Origin of the sequence: Peptostreptococcus porci (genome assembly GCF_009695815.1) — a bacterium.
GTDB lineage: Bacteria > Bacillota > Clostridia > Peptostreptococcales > Peptostreptococcaceae > Peptostreptococcus > Peptostreptococcus porci.
On record NZ_VUNE01000001.1, the window covers coordinates 179,351 to 196,111 of the forward strand.

Here is a 16,761-nt window from a genome sequence, read left to right on the forward strand (position 1 = left end):
TATGGAAAATAATTTATTGATGGAAAAATTGGTTAATACAGAGCAATGTAGTAATGATGTAAATAGCTTATCTAAACTTAGGAAAAGAGAAGGCTTTACATTGATAGAAATGCTTTTGGTTGTGGCGATAATTGGTATTTTGGCTGGTATAGTTGCATTGAAATACGGAGATGTTCAAAAAAGGGCAAAGGAAAATGCAGATTATGCCAATGCATCGAGTATTGCAACTGCAATATATATGGGACAGAGTGATGGTAAAACAGATGAGGAACTTGATACAGTTGCTGAATTAGTAAACTTAAAATATTTATCTAGTGAGCCAAAACCACAGAGTGCAGAGGGGCAATTTGTGATTACACTAAGCAATGGTAATGTAGAGGTCAAGCTTGGAGAAAAGAAGCTATATCCAAAGGAATAGTTGGTTGAGATAGATGATACGATAGATTTATCTACTGATTTGATTTTTAGATTTGATATTTGATTGAAAAGGGGAAGAATTCATGAAAACAAAAATTTTTTTGACAATCGAGTCGAAGGGTTACGAGATTTGTTATATAACGTTAAGAAAAGATGTAATCGATAGAAAAAAAGAATTCTTTCCCTTTTATTATGATACTAGAGATGAGAGCTACTCGAAGAATATTTCCCTTTCTATAGTCGACAATATAAAAAAATTTGAAGATAAAAATAAAATAAAAATCAAACACATAGCTATTGTAGAATCAAATATAAATTCATCATACAAAACAATCGAATTTCCAAAATTTGCAAAACAGAGGGAAATAAGGAGAGTTGGCAGAAACGAAATTGAAGCCAATGCGAGTGAAGATTTGGTTAGTTCATTGGTAAGTTACAAAATTAAAAAAACAGAAAACGGATATGTAAAATATGGTATGTTCAGTTTTGATAAAAACACCAGTGAGATAATCAAATATATTGAAAAATACGGAAAGATTTACTGTAAGGAGGTTTATTTAAATTTTCAGGTCATTCAATATATAACAAGTTGTTGCAAATGTTGGAATGATTTGTCTAGGTTTAAAGATGAAGTGACTATTTTGGAAATTAGAAATACGGATTCAATAATTTATTCGATTATCGAAGGCGTCGTTGAAAATACAATGGTTATAGATGCTGAAAATTATTCGGATGGAATCATTAATTATATAAATGATCAGGATAGAATAATTATTTTTGGAACGATTGGAGATGCTTGGCACGATATCATAGAAAGAATTGAGCATAAGGTAATGCTAAAGAATAGCGAGGATATAGTAGTCGATACAATTGTTGGAAATACAGCTTCAATTGATGATATGGATTTAATTAATGATATGGATTCAATGTGTAACACTGATTCAATGTATAACACGGGTTCAATATGTAACACTGATTCTGTTAAAGCAAGTTTATTATCAAGGTATGAGAATTATAATCTAATGCCTATAAATATTCTGAAAAGGGTGAAACGTAGGGAAAATATATATTATAAGGTGTTTATTAACATATCAATTATTATACTTATATTACTATTTATAGAATTCTCACTAGCATATAGAGAAAATATAAAATTATCAGAGTTGATTTTGACAAAAAATGACAATACAATGAAACTTCATAAAAGCTCAAATAAGAAGATTAAAGGATATGAGAATATATATGGCGTAGATGTTGGAAAAATTATATCTTTTATCAATTATTTAAACGGGAGAGTTTTGAGTATAAAGAGCGAGTATAACTCAAAGATAGTCATCACCTTTTGCATAGATGATCCTGATAAATTTCAATCGTTTTTTGATTCTGATATTATGAAAAATGTGAAAATAACTTCAATAAATATTGATGAAGCAATAGAGGAAAATACTGTCGAAAAAATTCAAAATCCTGATGATGGTAATATAATAAGTACAAATGAGGATAATAAAAAAGACGACGAGCTATCCAATGAAACGGAAAAAATTAGAGTAGTAAAAAAAATAATGAACATTGAAATAGAGATAGAGTAAAATTATTCAATAATTTTAAAAATACGCAGGATAATAAGGGTGGTGGCATGAACAGTAAAAAAAACATGTCAATGGTAGTGTTAATAGTTATTACGATTATTCTTGTCAAATTTTTTGTCATCTATCCGTTGGAAAAAGATAATGATAGACTGAAAAAAAATATTTCTGAGTTGGAAAGAGGAAATAAAGTCGAAACACAGATTGAGGATAATATATTTGATGGGATTAATGAGAGAAAAATTAGTACGATTGACGATGTAAAGGTTATTTCAAAGATTGGAAAAAGTATTAATATAAAAGAAATAAGGTCTAATAAGGATAATTATGGTCAATTATTTACGGTAAAATTTATTGCGAGCGAAGATGGCTTCGGTAAATTTATTAGTTCTCTGGCGAATATGGAATATAATTTCTTTGTAAAAAAGGTCATCTATGAAGAAAAGGGGGCAATAGATGAACAAAAAAAGTATGCTAATTCTGAGTTTGAGGTCGAGCTCTACATTAGATGAAATACACCAGCCCAACATAGTGCTAATAACATTTCCAACCGAAATGTGTTCAGTTTAAACAAGTTAGTGATAGACAATAAGTCGCAAATTTGTTATAATGTAGTGTGATTATGTTTAACAATATAGTCTTATTGATAATTAGTAATAATACCATTTAGAATAAAATAATGTAAAAATAAATAGGGAGCAACTTTGAACATGTTAAAAAGAAATGATAAGTGTCACTGTGGAAGTGGTAAAAAATATAAGAAATGTTGTATGGATACGGATGCCATAAAAATAAAAAATGAAAGAGAATTTGAGCAGTTATTGGCAAAGAAGAATATGGTAGATAAAAAGTATTCGAATGCTGTTTTGAAGCTAGGTGAATCTCTTGAAAAATTGATAGACAAGGAAGAGGCTTTTTCAAAGATGGAAGAAGAAATCAGAGCCACTTTCTTTGACAATATGGTTATAAAAAATATAGCTGCAAACAGATTCTTTTCTTCATATTTTTCATACGATTGCTATATTAACGCTAATAATATTACTCCAGCATCTTATGTTATAAATACTGAAAAATTTTCAAAGCAAGAAAAGAGTGTTATTGAAAATTGTATAAATTCATATCCAAGTCTTTTTGAGATTTCAAAGATCGACAAGACTGTAGTTGTGATAAAGGATGTGTTTACTGAAAAAGAATATTGTACACTGGATTCTAAAATTTTGGACGGTTTCTCAATTGGCGATCATATTTTGGGAAGACCGGTAAGAATTGATGATGTATATGTGCTAATAGATTTAACGATTAGAATACAGTCAGATATGGTCGATATGATAAAGAATACATTCATTGACGCATATAACGAAAATAAAGACAAATTGCCTAGTATGGAGTATTTTGTATCGATAAATACATTATTCTTCTACAAATATATGCTACAGTTATTGCAGATAAGTGACTACAAGGATTCAGAATTAGAGGATTCTCTAAATGAAATAGAGGGAGAAGATGATAAGGAAAGTATTGAAAATGAAATAAAGTCACTGATAGAAGATGCTGTTGAGGACCTTGCTGTGCTTAACAAATCGTTGGAAATACTGAGTGAGGTTTCAGAAAAGATAAAAGTTAACGGATACGAAAGCGGATGGGCAGCAGGTATTGTTTACTATTCAAGCAAATCATTGGGAGAAAATGTAACACAAAGCTCTGTGGCAAAGCTGTTTGGCGTTAGTGTTAGCACATTATCAAAGAGAAGCAAAGAAATTTCTGGAATGGTTTCTGAAAGTTAACGAGGTGAAATATGAGTTTAAAAGTTGGAGCAAGTATACCAGTATCTACAAATTATATCAGGTCTAATCCTGCTGTACCTGTATACAGAGGTGATGAAATACTAGAAAACCTATTTGCGGTTATCTACCATATTGAAATTGGATACAATAAGGACGGTGTTCAAGAGGTTAAACAGTATATAATAGTTGATTACAAAGAATATTCACTTTCTGAAAATGACAAGGAAGGAATTATGAATATTGCAAAAGATTATTGCGTTCAAAAAAGTATAGATAACAGTGAAAATGTTGAAATTAAATTACTTGATAATGAAGTAGCAGAAAACTTTATCGAGAGAATTTTTAATAATATGAAAGTTATTAGAGGCTTGATTACAAACTAGCTTTGGTCAGCCATAGTTTTGAATTAAGACAGGATAGCACCACGTTCTAAATCTGGAAAATGAACGATGGTGCTTTTTTCTATAATATATTATGTGGAATGTGAGGCGTTATGTTAAGAATTTCAAATATAAAGATTGATATAGATGAGGATTTATCTCTCGTTAGAAAAAAGGTATGTAAAAAGTTAAATATAAATGACAACGAAATAATAGAGTACAGTATTTACAAAGAATCAATTGATGCACGAAAAAAAGATAAAATTACTTTGGTGTATACAGTCGATGTGAGGTTGAAAAATGAAAAAAAATACCTGAAATCAAAAAAAACAGATATTGTTTTCATATCTACAAACAAATATGAGGATGTAAGTGCGGGAAATGAGATATTGAAAAATAGGCCATTGGTCGTTGGAGCAGGTCCAGCAGGATTATTTGCGGCATTGCTATTGGCACAAAGAGGCTATAAGCCTATATTGATTGAAAGAGGAGAAGATGTTGACACACGAGCCAATGATATAGAAAACTTTTGGAACAATGCTGTGTTAAAATCAAATTCCAATGTTCAATTTGGTGAGGGCGGTGCAGGAACATTTTCAGATGGCAAATTGACAACAAGATTAAAAGACATTAGATCGGAAAAAGTGCTGAGAGAATTTGTGAATTTTGGTGCACCGGAAGAGATAATCTATTCTCACAAGCCGCATATTGGAACAGACATACTGAAGAATGTTATTAAAAGTCTAAGGGAAGAGATCATAAGATGTGGAGGAGATGTAAGGTTTGGAGCCTGCATGACTGGAATAGAAATTGTAAACGGAAGGGTGGTTTCTATTGAGGTCAACAATTCTGAAAGAATCGAAAGTGATAGTATAATCCTTGCAATTGGTCACAGTGCTAGGGATACATACAGAACATTAAATCAAAATGGGGTTTTCATGGAGCAAAAGCCATTTGCAATGGGAGCGAGAATAGAACACCCTCAAAATATGATAAATAAAGTTCAATATGGAATTTTTTCAAATCATAAAAAGCTTGGTGCTGCGGATTACAAATTAACGGCTCATACTGAAAATGGAAGAAGTGTATATTCGTTTTGTATGTGTCCAGGTGGGACTGTAATTGCATCGGCTAGCTGTGAAGGCATGTTGGTTACAAATGGAATGAGCGAGCATGCGAGAGATAAAGAGAATGCGAACAGTGGATTACTTGTCAACATTGAGACATCAGATTTTGGATCAGAGCATCCGTTGGCTGGAGTTGAATTTCAAGAAAAATACGAGAGGTTGGCATTTGAAGTTGGTGGAAGAAATTATAATGCACCATGTCAATTGGTTGGCGATTTTGTAGATGGTGTAAAATCTGAAAAAATTGGAACGGTAAAACCATCTTACAAGCCAGGTGTTACTATGACTGATTTATCTCTATGTTTGCCGGATTTTGTGGTTGATGCGATGAGAGAGGCGATTCAACTACTGGATAAAAAATTAATAGGATTTGGAATGAGAGATGCAGTTTTAACAGGTGTGGAAACTAGATCTTCGGCACCCGTCAGAATAAAGAGAAATCTTGATACCCTACAATCGATTAATGTAGAAAATTTGTTTCCATGTGGAGAAGGCGCTGGCTATGCGGGTGGAATTGTGACAGCAGCGGTCGACGGGATAAAGTGTGCAGAGAAAATAATCCAAAAATATAGTAGTTTGGAATAAGTTTTTAGTTATTCAAAAATAAGTATGGGTTAGTGTAAAATAAGTACGTTAATGTAAAATAATATAGAGTTTTTGACATTCAGTCTTGAATATATGGTATAATAAAAAACTGAATAGAGAAGTGATTAATTTATGAAATTATTTGGAAAAGGAGAAGAGATATGGGTAGTTTGAAACTGGATTTAACAAAGGCAGAGCTTTTTATTGAAAAAAGAGAAATTGAAGCAATGAAACCTTTTGTAAGTGTTGCTCACAAATTACTGCACGACAAAAAGGTGTTGGGAAATGATTATCTTGGTTGGATGGAGCTTCCAAAGAGCTACGACAAGGAAGAATTTAATCGAATCAAAAAGGCAGCTGATAAGATCAAATCAGATTCAGAGGTCTTAATAGTAATAGGGATAGGTGGTTCATATTTGGGTGCAAAAGCCGCAATAGAAATGTTTGGTAATGCGTTTAAAAATAGCCTATCTAAGGAAGATAGAAACGCACCAGAAATTTATTTTGCAGGGAATAGTATTAGCTCTTCATATATATTGGATTTGCTTGACTTGGTTAAGGATAGAGATTATTCTGTAAATGTCATTTCAAAATCAGGTACTACAACGGAACCGGCTTTGGCATTTAGAATATTCAAGGAAGATTTGGAAAAGAGATATGGAAAAGAGGGAGCATCAAAGAGAATTTATGCGACGACTGATGCAAAAAGAGGGGCTTTGAGAACTCTTGCAGAAGCAGAAGGTTATGAAACATTCGTAATTCCTGACGATGTAGGTGGTAGATTTTCTGTTTTGACAGCAGTCGGACTTCTTCCTATAGCTGCTGCTGGATTTGATATTGATCAAATAATGAAAGGTGCTCAGGATGCGATGGATGAATTTTCAACTGATGATTTGAGCAAAAATATTGCTTATCAGTATGCCGTTGCAAGAACAGTTCTTCAAAGAAAAGGGAAAGAAACTGAATTGCTAGTAAACTATGAGCCACAGCTACAATATTTCGCTGAATGGTGGAAACAATTATTTGGTGAAAGTGAAGGCAAGGATAATAGAGGTATTTTTCCAGCTTCAGTTAGCTTTTCGACAGATCTTCACTCAATGGGACAATATATACAGGATGGAAGAAGATTCTTGTTTGAAACAATAATCAACGTTGAAAAACCAAGAAGAGATCTTGAAATAAAATTGGATAACGAGGATCTTGACGGATTGAATTATCTGGCAGGAAAAACTGTTGATTATGTGAACCATAAAGCTTTTGAAGGTACTTTATTGGCACACACTGATGGTCAGGTTCCTAACTTGGTGCTAAATGTTGAAAGGCTTGATGAATACAATTTTGGTCAGCTGGTATTTTTCTTTGAGAAAGCCTGTGGACTTAGTGGTTGCCTACTAGGTGTTAATCCATTTAACCAGCCAGGAGTTGAAGCATACAAGAAAAATATGTTTGCACTACTTGGAAAGCCAGGTTATGAAGAAGAAAAAAAGGCTCTTGAATTGAGACTGAAATAAAAAATAATTTCCTTTAAGTATATTTTAAGATAAGTATTTTATACTCTACTCATATAAAAATTGAAAGGAAGTGTGATAATGAAGTTTAAGTCATTAATTATGGTAGTGCTTGTTGCATTTTTTTCATCAATTTGTGGTGGAGTATTCGCTTTAAAATATTTGAATAATTATTCTGCTGATAATTCGAGCAGTTCGACTAGTAGTATAAAGGTTGTTGAAACTGGAAGCACAAAAGCTCAAAATGTATATCAAGCTGTTGCTGAAAAGGCATCGCCATCTGTTGTTGGGATTGTTTCTGAAACGGTAAATCAAGAGAGTATTTTCAGTAGCTCTCAAGTAGTTCAGGGAAGTGGAACGGGGTTTGTCGTTGATAAAAGAGGATACATTCTTACAAATTCACATGTAGTATCAGATGGACAAGCAAAGAGTGTAAAAGTCGTTATCGATAAAAATAAAACAGTAAATGGCAATGTGATCTGGAATGACACTAGCTTGGATTTGGCTATTGTAAAAGTTAATACTTCTGGTTTGACAGTTGCAGAATTGGGAGATAGCGATAGCGTAAAGGTTGGCGACATTGCTATTGCGATAGGAAATCCGCTTGGAACAGAGTTGATGTCATCTGTTACACAGGGGATTGTCAGTGGATTAAACAGGGATGTTTCAACATCTAGCTCTAATATGTCTGGATTAATTCAGACAGATGCAAGTATTAATCCTGGTAACAGTGGTGGTCCTCTTCTAAATCAACAGGGTCAGGTTATTGGTATCAATACTGTGAAGGCAAATGCAGATAATCTAGGTTTTTCCATTCCGATTAATACTGCGAAAAATATATTACAGAGAGTAATTGAAGATAACAACTATGAAAAGCCTCTTCTTGGTGTAACAGTTATAGATATTGCAACATACAAGAGTTATACAGGAAAAGATTTGGGCGTTGAATCTGGTGTAATAGTGAAAGAAACTGTTAGCGGTTCAATTGCCAAAAAGGCAGGGATTGAAGCCGGAGATATAATTGTGAAAATAGGTGATAAAGAGATAAAAAATAGAGGAGATATAAGTAAAAAGCTATATTCTTACTCTAAAGGTTCAAAAGACACAATTACAATAATACGTAACGGAAAAGAAAAGACCTTGAATATAGAGTTTTAAAAAGATTTGATAAAAGTGGGATGATAAATTTTAGAGATTTTCATCCTGCTTTTTTGTTTTTTTTTTTGATGTTTATGATATAATTATTATTAAATATAGTATATTTAACGATAGTTATATCATATATAGGAAAAGGTTTTTTAAAAACTTAATTAAGTCTAAAAAATTTCAAGAGTTAATTGGTTTATTTCGCTACATATTTTACAAAAATAATAATGTTAATTTAGAAAGGTAGGGGATTTTTATGAAAAAAATTTTTAAGGTAGTATTATTTATTTTTGTTGTTGGTTCAATTATTTTGTTTAACTCGAAGTCCTATGCATCAACATTAAACGAAAAAGAAAAAACATTTTTCAATGATAGCGAAATTGCAATGGAATTAGAAGGAGCAAATAAATCTGATATTCTTAAAAAAGCCAATTCTTTATTGTTACTGTTAAATATAAAAAATACTAATTATGAAGAAAAAGTATATAAAATAACTGATAAGAATAATCATAGTGGAGTGAGTGAATATTACAAAGTCCTATATAATGGCGATTCTTATATTTCATTTTCAAAAGATGGAGAGTTAATTGAGGCAGATACATTTTTCTATAAAGTTCCAAAATCTGATATAAGAAACAGTAGTTTATATTCACAGAGTAGTATAGATATTCTTTCCCATAAAATTAAAAACAAAGGATATGTTTTGAAAGAAAAAGACGATAACTATTTTAATGGCAACACACTATATAGATTTGAAAAAGCTATTCTTGGAGATTTGACAAACAGATTTGATAATTATACTATTGTATATGATACACAAAATGAAAATATTGTGAGTTTTATGAAGATATCTAATCCGGTAGAATATAAAGAGCCAACGATATCTTTAGAAGAGGCTAGAAAAACTGCAATTAATTACTCTCAAACGAATAATATAAGAAATTCTGTATTGGGTGTATACAAAGATGATAATGGCAATGTAAACTTGGGATATATTGTGGACTTTGAAAATGGAATTACTGTTGTTGTTAGTCCATATGAAAATAAAATAGTGCATAGAGACATTGCTAAAGAAAAATTAGATATCAATATTTTGAATGAATTTGACCAAACAAATAAATTTATATACGGAGATTTTTTTGGAGCAAAATATATACTAAACGATAAAGCTGTTCAGAAAAAAGTGGGAGAAAAAATCGATTCTTTGAAGGATAGCTATTATACTAGTAAAGATAGAATAAAAACCTATTCATTTATTATTGAAACTGATAATTATCAAATTGGAATCCTTAATAAGCCATATGTAGATGGATACTATTTGTTCTCAATTTCTAGCTTGAAAAATATGCATTCTTTTAATACCTATAGGACAAAAACGAATGTATACGCTGAAGTAATGAATATTTTGAACTCTTCTGAAAATGTTGATGTTCAGGTCTTTGATACTCTTTGCCCAGTGTTTCCGGAAAATAGCTCTGTTGTCAATTCCATAAAAACTTCTCAATATACTCATGCTAGGAGTGAGAATGCTATATTGGTAGGCAAAGATAGTGTACCTGATTCTTTATGCTCAGCTTCGTTGGCAGGCTATTTGAATGCACCTATATTTCTATCAAGTAAAGACAATATTGATGCGGAGGTTCTTTCTGAACTGGATAGACTTCACGTTAAGAACGTATATATTACATCTGGTGAAAATGTGATATCTAGTAAGGCTAGAGATGAGTTGAAATCTAAAGGATATAAGCTATTTGATTATTCCGGTATAGACAGGTACGATACATCAAATAAAATTGCCAAGTTGATAAATAAGGACAATAAATTTATTTTAGCAAGTGGCGAAAATTTCAATGATATACCATCAATTTCTCCATATGCTTGTGAAAATAAAATACCAGTTGTACTTACTGAAAAGAATAGAATACCTAATAGCAATTTCGAGCTATTTAATAAAGCTTCAAACATACTGTCAATCGGTGGATATAAAACAATTGATAGTAAGGTGTACAATCAGTTGAAGCAAAAGGAAATAAAGGTTAAAAATATCGCTGGTGTTGATAGATACGATACATCAAAGAAGATAGTAGAGTATCTTTACCCAAATTCTAAGCAATTTATATATAAGGCTGACAGTAGAATAATCGATGGTATTGTTTTGTCGAACCTAAGTGTTAAGTACAAAAAGCCAATAATGATACTAAAAGATTTATCTAAAATTATGCAGTCCGAAAATAATAAAGGCAATATCTTTGTGCATTAGATAAAAAATTAATGTAAACAGTTTATTAAGCTAAAAAATATCCACTGAAAGCAGAAGAATAAAGCTTTCGGTGGATAATTTTTTTAGATTGTAGATCTAGTATCCAATTTTTAAGATTTGTTTTTTTAAAAGTGGCTCTGAAAACTTAACTACAATACCGATAAAAACACCAGTTGCCAACGATGCTCCAAGCATCAATGGAAGATATCCCATTATCGATATACTTTCTATTATAAAGCTCGCCATAATCAACTGACCGATATTATGTAATATTGCACCAACAATACTTATTCCAATTGTAGATAGTCCTTTGATTCTAATTGCAATTGCCATTCCTATAAAGCTTAGATAACCTCCAGCCACACTGAATAAAAATGTGGAGGCAGGTCCTGCAAAAATTGAAGAAATAATTATTCTTACAGTTAATATTTTAAACGTATCTCTTTCCCCAAAGCTTAAAAGGCACAAAAGTGTAATAATATTGCTAAGTCCCAATTTTGCTCCTGGGAACCAGAACAACAATGGGTTTGGTATTTGAGTTTCTATCAAGTAAAGAGCCAAGCTATACGAAGTCATCAGCCCAAGCAGTATTAATTTTCTGGTATTTGAACTATTTGAATTTGTTTTTTTCATATTAAATCCCTTCTTTTAACTGATAATAATTATTATATCATAAATTTCATAAACATAGTATGAATAAATGCATATATATGAATAAGTTTAAAACAATTATTAATAAAATAATCAAAACCTGGTTTACTATACTGCACATTAGGTATTATAATAGTATATATGGTGAAAAAATTAATTTTTTAAAGAGCAAGTATAGTTATAAGAAAAGTTATAAGAGAAAAAAATATTTGATTGAAATGGAGGAAGCTATGTCAAAAAATAGGGAAGATATACAGTTAGAATATAAATGGAATTTAGATGATATGTACAAAGATAGTGAACAGATTAAGAAAGATATAGATTTTATTGAAGGATCCTTTGATATATTTGAATCGTATAAGGGTAGACTTTCTGAATCAAAAGAGGTATTTTATGAGGTTTTGAAATTGATGGATGACACCTCTAGAGTATTATCTCATTACTATGTATACACTCATATGAGACACCATGAAGATACAAGAATAAATGAAAATCAGGCAATTTCAACAAAGAGTGAGATGATGTCGACGGAGCTTGGAAAGGCAACTGCCTATATTGTTCCAGAGATAATATCAATGGATGAAGAATTGCTAAATGAGTTCCTAAAAGATGAAAAAATATCTCATTATAAAAAAATGATTGATGAGATTTTGAGAGATAAGCCTTATACGTTGAGCGAAAAAGAAGAACAGATTATGGCTGCTGTTTCTGAGCTGACTTCTACTCCAGAGAATACATATGAAATGCTGACATATGCAGATATGGAATTCCCAGAGATAATGGATGAAGAAGATAAAAAGGTGAGATTGACACATTTCAATTATTCTACATTCATTAAAAGTAAGGATAGAAGAGTTAGAAAGGATGCTTTTGAAGCAGAATTTAGCACATATAAAAAATACTCAAATACATTTGCTTCTACATTGTTTGGTGGAATAAAGGCAGAGGTATTTAATTCAAGCGTTAGAAAATTTCCATCGGCAATTTTTGCATCTCTTTATTCGGACAATATTAGTGTAGAGGTGTATAATAATTTGATTGCCTCCATTCATGATAGTATACCGGTACTTGATAGATACAACAAATTGAGAAAAGAATATTTTGGTTTGGATGAAATGCATATGTATGACTTGTATTTACCAATGGCAAGAGATTTCAAGATGGAAATTTCTTATAAGGAAGCCCAAAGCATTATTTTGGAAGCGTTAAAACCGATGGGTGAGTATTATATTAGTCTGATAAAAAGAGCCTTTTCTGAGAGATGGATAGATGTATATGAAAATGAGGGTAAAAGAGGAGGGGCTTACTCATGGGGAAGCTATGATTCGCATCCATATATCTTGATGAGTTATAAGGATGATTTGAATTCGCTTTTTACTCTGATTCATGAGCTAGGTCATTCTATACATAGTTATTTATCAAGAGAAACTCAGCCATACATATATTCTGGATACAAGATTTTTGTAGCAGAGGTTGCATCTACTGTCAATGAAACACTTTTGATAAAATACTTATTGGAAAAATCGAAGGACGTAGATGAAAAGATATACTTATTAAATTATTATCTGGAGCAGTACAGAACAACTGTTTTTAGACAGACTCTATTTGCAGAGTTTGAAAAAATTGTCCATGAAAAGGTCGAGGAAGGAAACCCTATGACAGCTGATGATTTTACGAAGGTATATTATGAGCTAAATCAGTTATACTATGGAAATTCATGCGTAGTTGATGAATTAGTTGGAATTGAATGGGCTAGAATACCACATTTCTATTCTAATTTCTATGTATACAAATATGCGACAGGATTTTCCGCAGCTTCCGTACTAAGCAATAAGATTCTTGAAGGCGGGGAGTCAGTTGAAAGATATATTGAGTTTTTGAAAAGTGGTGGTTCGGAATATCCGCTTGATCAGTTGAGAAAAGCCGGTGTGGATATGGAGAAGAAAGAGGCTGTAGATAGTTCTCTGGATATTTTCTCAGAATTAGTTGATGAGTTAGAAAAATTGGTAAGAGATTAGTAAAGTATTAGTCAATAAAGAAGTAAAAAATGATTAATACAAAAACGATTAATATAGAAGTAATTAACGCCGAAGTAATTAATACAGAAGTAATTAATAAAAAACTCTTAATAAGAGTAATTAAGTTGTGATTCATGAGACAGGTTGGTGATTTTATGGATTTGATTAATTTTAAATTGATAGCCGTTGTGATGCTATTTATTATTCTAATATCAATACACTTGACACTAAATAAAATACTTTTGGTGTTGAAGGAAATAAGGGATAATATAAAGGCAAGCGGCTTCGATTCTAAATTTAATAGATTTTAGAATAAAGAAATTTGTGGAGGTATTGTTGTGAGAGATTTGAGAAATGAGTTTGTACAAATGCTGAAGGATGAGGTAAAACCAGCAGTTGGTTGTACTGAACCAGTGGCATTGGCACTTGCGTGTGCAAAATGTAAAGAGCTGTTGGGCGAGGAAGTCGAAAAAAACAGAATGTTGGTCAGTCCGAGCATTTACAAAAATGGAATGTGTGTTGGAATACCAGGGACTGAGCGACTTGGGCTTAAGATAGCCTCAGCAATAGGTATAGTGGCTGGAAAGTCAGAAAATGGACTTAGCGTACTAGAGGGAACTTCATCAGACGATATAAAGAAGTCAGAGGCTCTGATGGATCAAGGTAAGTTGAGCATTGAACCAGCAGATACCAAAGAGAAAGTGTATATTTTGGTCGAATTTTGGGGGAAAAATAATTATGCCAAGGTAATAATTAGAACAAAGCATGATAATTTTGTATTCTTGCAAAAAAATGAAGATATACTTTTAAACAATATTGAAGATGGTGCACATTCAATAGCGGCTGCACCTAAAAAGGCATCAGTTATGGACGATGCCACTTTGGAAGAAATAGTGAAAAATATTGAATCTTTAGATTATGAGGATATAAAATTCTTGTATGATGGAGTGAAAATGAATTTGGAGATGGCAGAAGCTGGCTTGGATCACAAGATAGGTATCGGAGTTGGATATGGAATCAAGCAGTCAATAGAAGATGGAATTCTTGGCGATGATATAATCAATAATTCAATGATGTTGACAGCTGGTGCATCTGATGCCAGAATGGCTGGACTAGATATGCCTGTAATGAGTTCAAACGGAAGCGGTAATCATGGTTTAACAGCTATTTTGCCGATTGTAGCATATAATCAAAAATTCCCTCAGAGCGATGAAAGGCTTTGTAGAGCGTTGGCTCTTTCACATTTGACTACAGCCTATATCAAAAACTTTACTGGGCGTCTTTCTGCTATGTGTGGCTGTGGTGTAGCTGCTGCAACTGGAGCAACAGCCGGTATTGCATGGCTGATGGACGAAAATATCGAGCAAATAGGTGGAGCAATAAAGAATGCTATTGCTGATTTAAGTGGTATGATTTGTGATGGTGCAAAGCCTGGTTGCGCGTTGAAGTTATCTACGGCAGCCTCTGCAGCTGTTAGAAATGCTTTGTTGGCGAAACAAGGTAACTATGCTCAGTCAATAAATGGAATAGTCGGACTAAACGTTGATGAGACTATTAGGAATTTGGGAAGAGTAAGCGATCTTGGAATGAGTGCGACAGACGAGACAATTCTCGATGTTATGAATGAAATGAATAAGGTAAAATAAAATAACAAAATATACGGATTGACTTTAGGGTCAGTTATATAGAAAAAGTATCCTACATTCTGAAAAAAATGAATGCTAGGATACTTTTTTGTTGAAAACATGTTTTATGTTTATTTTATATACGCTATATATATTTTATGTCTATTTAGTATATGTTTTATGCTTATCTTAAGCACATTCTATATATTATAATTCTATACATTTTATTTAAGCTCCTCAGTTACATTAAAAATATAAGGAACATTTCTATATCTATCCTGGAAATCAAATCCATAGCCTACAACGAATTTATCCTCTATTTCGAAGCCACAATAATCAGGAACGAATTCGACCTCTCTTCTGCTAGGCTTATCAAGCAATACACAAGTTTTTAAGCTTTTTGGATTTTTTTTGCTGATGTGATTTACAACATGTACCATTGTGTTTGCAGTATCAGCAATGTCATCAACAATCAAAACATCATAATCTGATATATCAGATAATGTAATGTCTGCTTGAACCTTTACCTTTCCAGATGATTCTTCGGCATCACCATAGCTAGATGTAGTCATGAAATTGACTCTTAGAGTTTTTATATCAATACATCTTACCAAATCTGCACAGAAAATAAAGCTTCCCTTTAAAAGTGAGATAATTAGTAAATTTTTATCTATGTAATCAAATTTTATTTGCTCTCCCAATTCATTAATACGTTCTCTAAGCTTTGTCTCGTCGAACATAATTTCCCATTTTCTCTTCTCGATGTCCATTTATACCTCCAAATATTTTTTACTATTAATTATATATTATATCACATAGGAATTACATGAACAAACAAAAAAATATTTAATTTATTAGACAATGATTATGTTAATTAAATCAATAAACATAAAAGACTTAAAATTAATAAAACGTTATCATTATTTTTAAAAGAATAAAAATTTTCTAAAAATTGTTGACATTATATTTTAAAGTGTGTATAATCATTTCATACAAGAAGATAAGAAAAGCAATGACGAAGACAAAGCTATTTTTGTAGTCTGATACAGCAAGCCTAAATGATGAGAGATGGCACAGATGTAAATAGGTAATGATCACTTCGTAGCTGTTGTACCGAACAATTATTAGTAAGTATAGCCGTATTCCCACGTTATAGGGATAAGATTAAGATAATACTATTATCCGATCTGATGAGAGGTGAATTTATTTCACAAGTAAGGTGGTACCGCGAATATGCTTTCGTCCTTATATGTCCTTTGGATATATTATGGCGAAAGTTTTTTTATTAAAAAAAATTGTCCTACACAAATATCCGATGAGAAATATTTCTATCTTCTTAAAAAATTTGAAGTATTTGGAGGTATTAAAATGGAAACAACATTGTATGCGAGATTGACACAAGGTATGGATTCTTTTATGAGAGTGTCGATGACACTTAGAAGAAGAGAGTTTAAGTTGAAAAACATCAGTTTATCCTTAGAAGATAACATGATGCAGATGACGGTAAATGAAGATGAGTCTAGCTCAAAATCAATTCTAAACCACCTGGAAAAAATGTATGATGTGTCAGACGTAACACTTGAAGTTAAACCAGTATTGTCGGCAGTTTATTAGCGAAACTAATATTAAATAAGAACAGGATAAAGTCTGAAAAAATTACAGGAACAATAGTGA

15 protein-coding genes and 1 other annotated feature are annotated in these 16,761 nt (G+C 31.9%); of the genes, 13 read left to right on the forward strand and 2 right to left on the reverse strand.

Annotated elements, in window-relative coordinates; genetic code table 11:
* Window position 1: 1 nt before the first annotated feature.
* The 9 genes from FYJ71_RS00755 (at window position 2) to FYJ71_RS00795 (ending at window position 10,793) form a co-directional block, all read left to right on the forward strand.
* Complete coding sequence (locus FYJ71_RS00755) at window positions 2–418, forward strand: type II secretion system protein (protein WP_154536945.1); 417 nt, start codon at window positions 2–4, stop codon at window positions 416–418.
* 82 nt (window positions 419–500) lie between these two features.
* Window positions 501–2,006, forward strand: a complete 1,506-nt coding sequence (locus tag FYJ71_RS00760; RefSeq protein ID WP_154536946.1) for a hypothetical protein — start codon at window positions 501–503, stop codon at window positions 2,004–2,006.
* A 47-nt stretch (window positions 2,007–2,053) separates the two neighbouring features.
* On the forward strand, window positions 2,054–2,515 hold the full coding sequence (locus FYJ71_RS00765) for a hypothetical protein (protein WP_154536947.1): 462 nt from the start codon (window positions 2,054–2,056) through the stop codon (window positions 2,513–2,515).
* Between the two features lie 198 nt (window positions 2,516–2,713).
* Window positions 2,714–3,787, forward strand: coding sequence for an SEC-C domain-containing protein (locus FYJ71_RS00770; RefSeq protein ID WP_154536948.1), 1,074 nt, complete (start codon window positions 2,714–2,716; stop codon window positions 3,785–3,787).
* Window positions 3,788–3,798: 11 nt separating this feature from the next.
* On the forward strand, window positions 3,799–4,170 hold the full coding sequence (locus FYJ71_RS00775; protein ID WP_154536949.1) for a hypothetical protein: 372 nt from the start codon (window positions 3,799–3,801) through the stop codon (window positions 4,168–4,170).
* A gap of 110 nt (window positions 4,171–4,280) precedes the next feature.
* Complete coding sequence (locus FYJ71_RS00780; protein WP_154536950.1) at window positions 4,281–5,879, forward strand: NAD(P)/FAD-dependent oxidoreductase; 1,599 nt, start codon at window positions 4,281–4,283, stop codon at window positions 5,877–5,879.
* Window positions 5,880–6,040: 161 nt separating this feature from the next.
* Window positions 6,041–7,390: a glucose-6-phosphate isomerase gene (locus FYJ71_RS00785; protein ID WP_154536951.1), complete on the forward strand. Its 1,350-nt coding sequence runs from the start codon at window positions 6,041–6,043 to the stop codon at window positions 7,388–7,390.
* A 78-nt stretch (window positions 7,391–7,468) separates the two neighbouring features.
* On the forward strand, window positions 7,469–8,545 hold the full coding sequence (locus FYJ71_RS00790; protein ID WP_154536952.1) for a S1C family serine protease: 1,077 nt from the start codon (window positions 7,469–7,471) through the stop codon (window positions 8,543–8,545).
* A 244-nt stretch (window positions 8,546–8,789) separates the two neighbouring features.
* The gene (locus FYJ71_RS00795; protein ID WP_154536953.1) at window positions 8,790–10,793 is read left to right on the forward strand and encodes a cell wall-binding repeat-containing protein; all 2,004 of its coding nucleotides are present in this window, start codon (window positions 8,790–8,792) and stop codon (window positions 10,791–10,793) included.
* Between the two features lie 96 nt (window positions 10,794–10,889).
* Here the strand turns inward: FYJ71_RS00795 and FYJ71_RS00800 are convergent, their stop codons facing one another.
* Complete coding sequence (locus FYJ71_RS00800) at window positions 10,890–11,426, reverse strand: Gx transporter family protein (RefSeq protein ID WP_154536954.1); 537 nt, start codon at window positions 11,424–11,426, stop codon at window positions 10,890–10,892.
* Between the two features lie 248 nt (window positions 11,427–11,674).
* Here FYJ71_RS00800 and pepF point away from each other — a divergent pair, with 248 nt between their 5' ends.
* From pepF to FYJ71_RS00810, 3 genes are all read left to right on the forward strand, one after another.
* Entirely contained in the window at window positions 11,675–13,462 is a 1,788-nt protein-coding gene (pepF, locus tag FYJ71_RS00805) for an oligoendopeptidase F (RefSeq protein WP_154536955.1), read from the forward strand.
* Between the two features lie 155 nt (window positions 13,463–13,617).
* Window positions 13,618–13,773, forward strand: coding sequence for a hypothetical protein (locus tag FYJ71_RS09865; RefSeq protein WP_177187350.1), 156 nt, complete (start codon window positions 13,618–13,620; stop codon window positions 13,771–13,773).
* Window positions 13,774–13,800: 27 nt separating this feature from the next.
* Window positions 13,801–15,108 (forward strand): L-cysteine desulfidase family protein, encoded by a 1,308-nt coding sequence (locus tag FYJ71_RS00810; protein WP_277087145.1) that lies wholly within the window; start codon window positions 13,801–13,803, stop codon window positions 15,106–15,108.
* A gap of 203 nt (window positions 15,109–15,311) precedes the next feature.
* On the opposite strand, the gene hpt is transcribed toward FYJ71_RS00810, so the two are convergent.
* Window positions 15,312–15,857: a hypoxanthine phosphoribosyltransferase gene (gene hpt, locus FYJ71_RS00815; protein ID WP_154536956.1), complete on the reverse strand. Its 546-nt coding sequence runs from the start codon at window positions 15,855–15,857 to the stop codon at window positions 15,312–15,314.
* 233 nt (window positions 15,858–16,090) lie between these two features.
* Window positions 16,091–16,337: a binding site (T-box leader), on the forward strand.
* Window positions 16,338–16,455: 118 nt separating this feature from the next.
* Here hpt and FYJ71_RS00820 point away from each other — a divergent pair.
* On the forward strand, window positions 16,456–16,701 hold the full coding sequence (locus FYJ71_RS00820; RefSeq protein ID WP_091993029.1) for an ACT domain-containing protein: 246 nt from the start codon (window positions 16,456–16,458) through the stop codon (window positions 16,699–16,701).
* Window positions 16,702–16,761 lie beyond the last annotated feature (60 nt).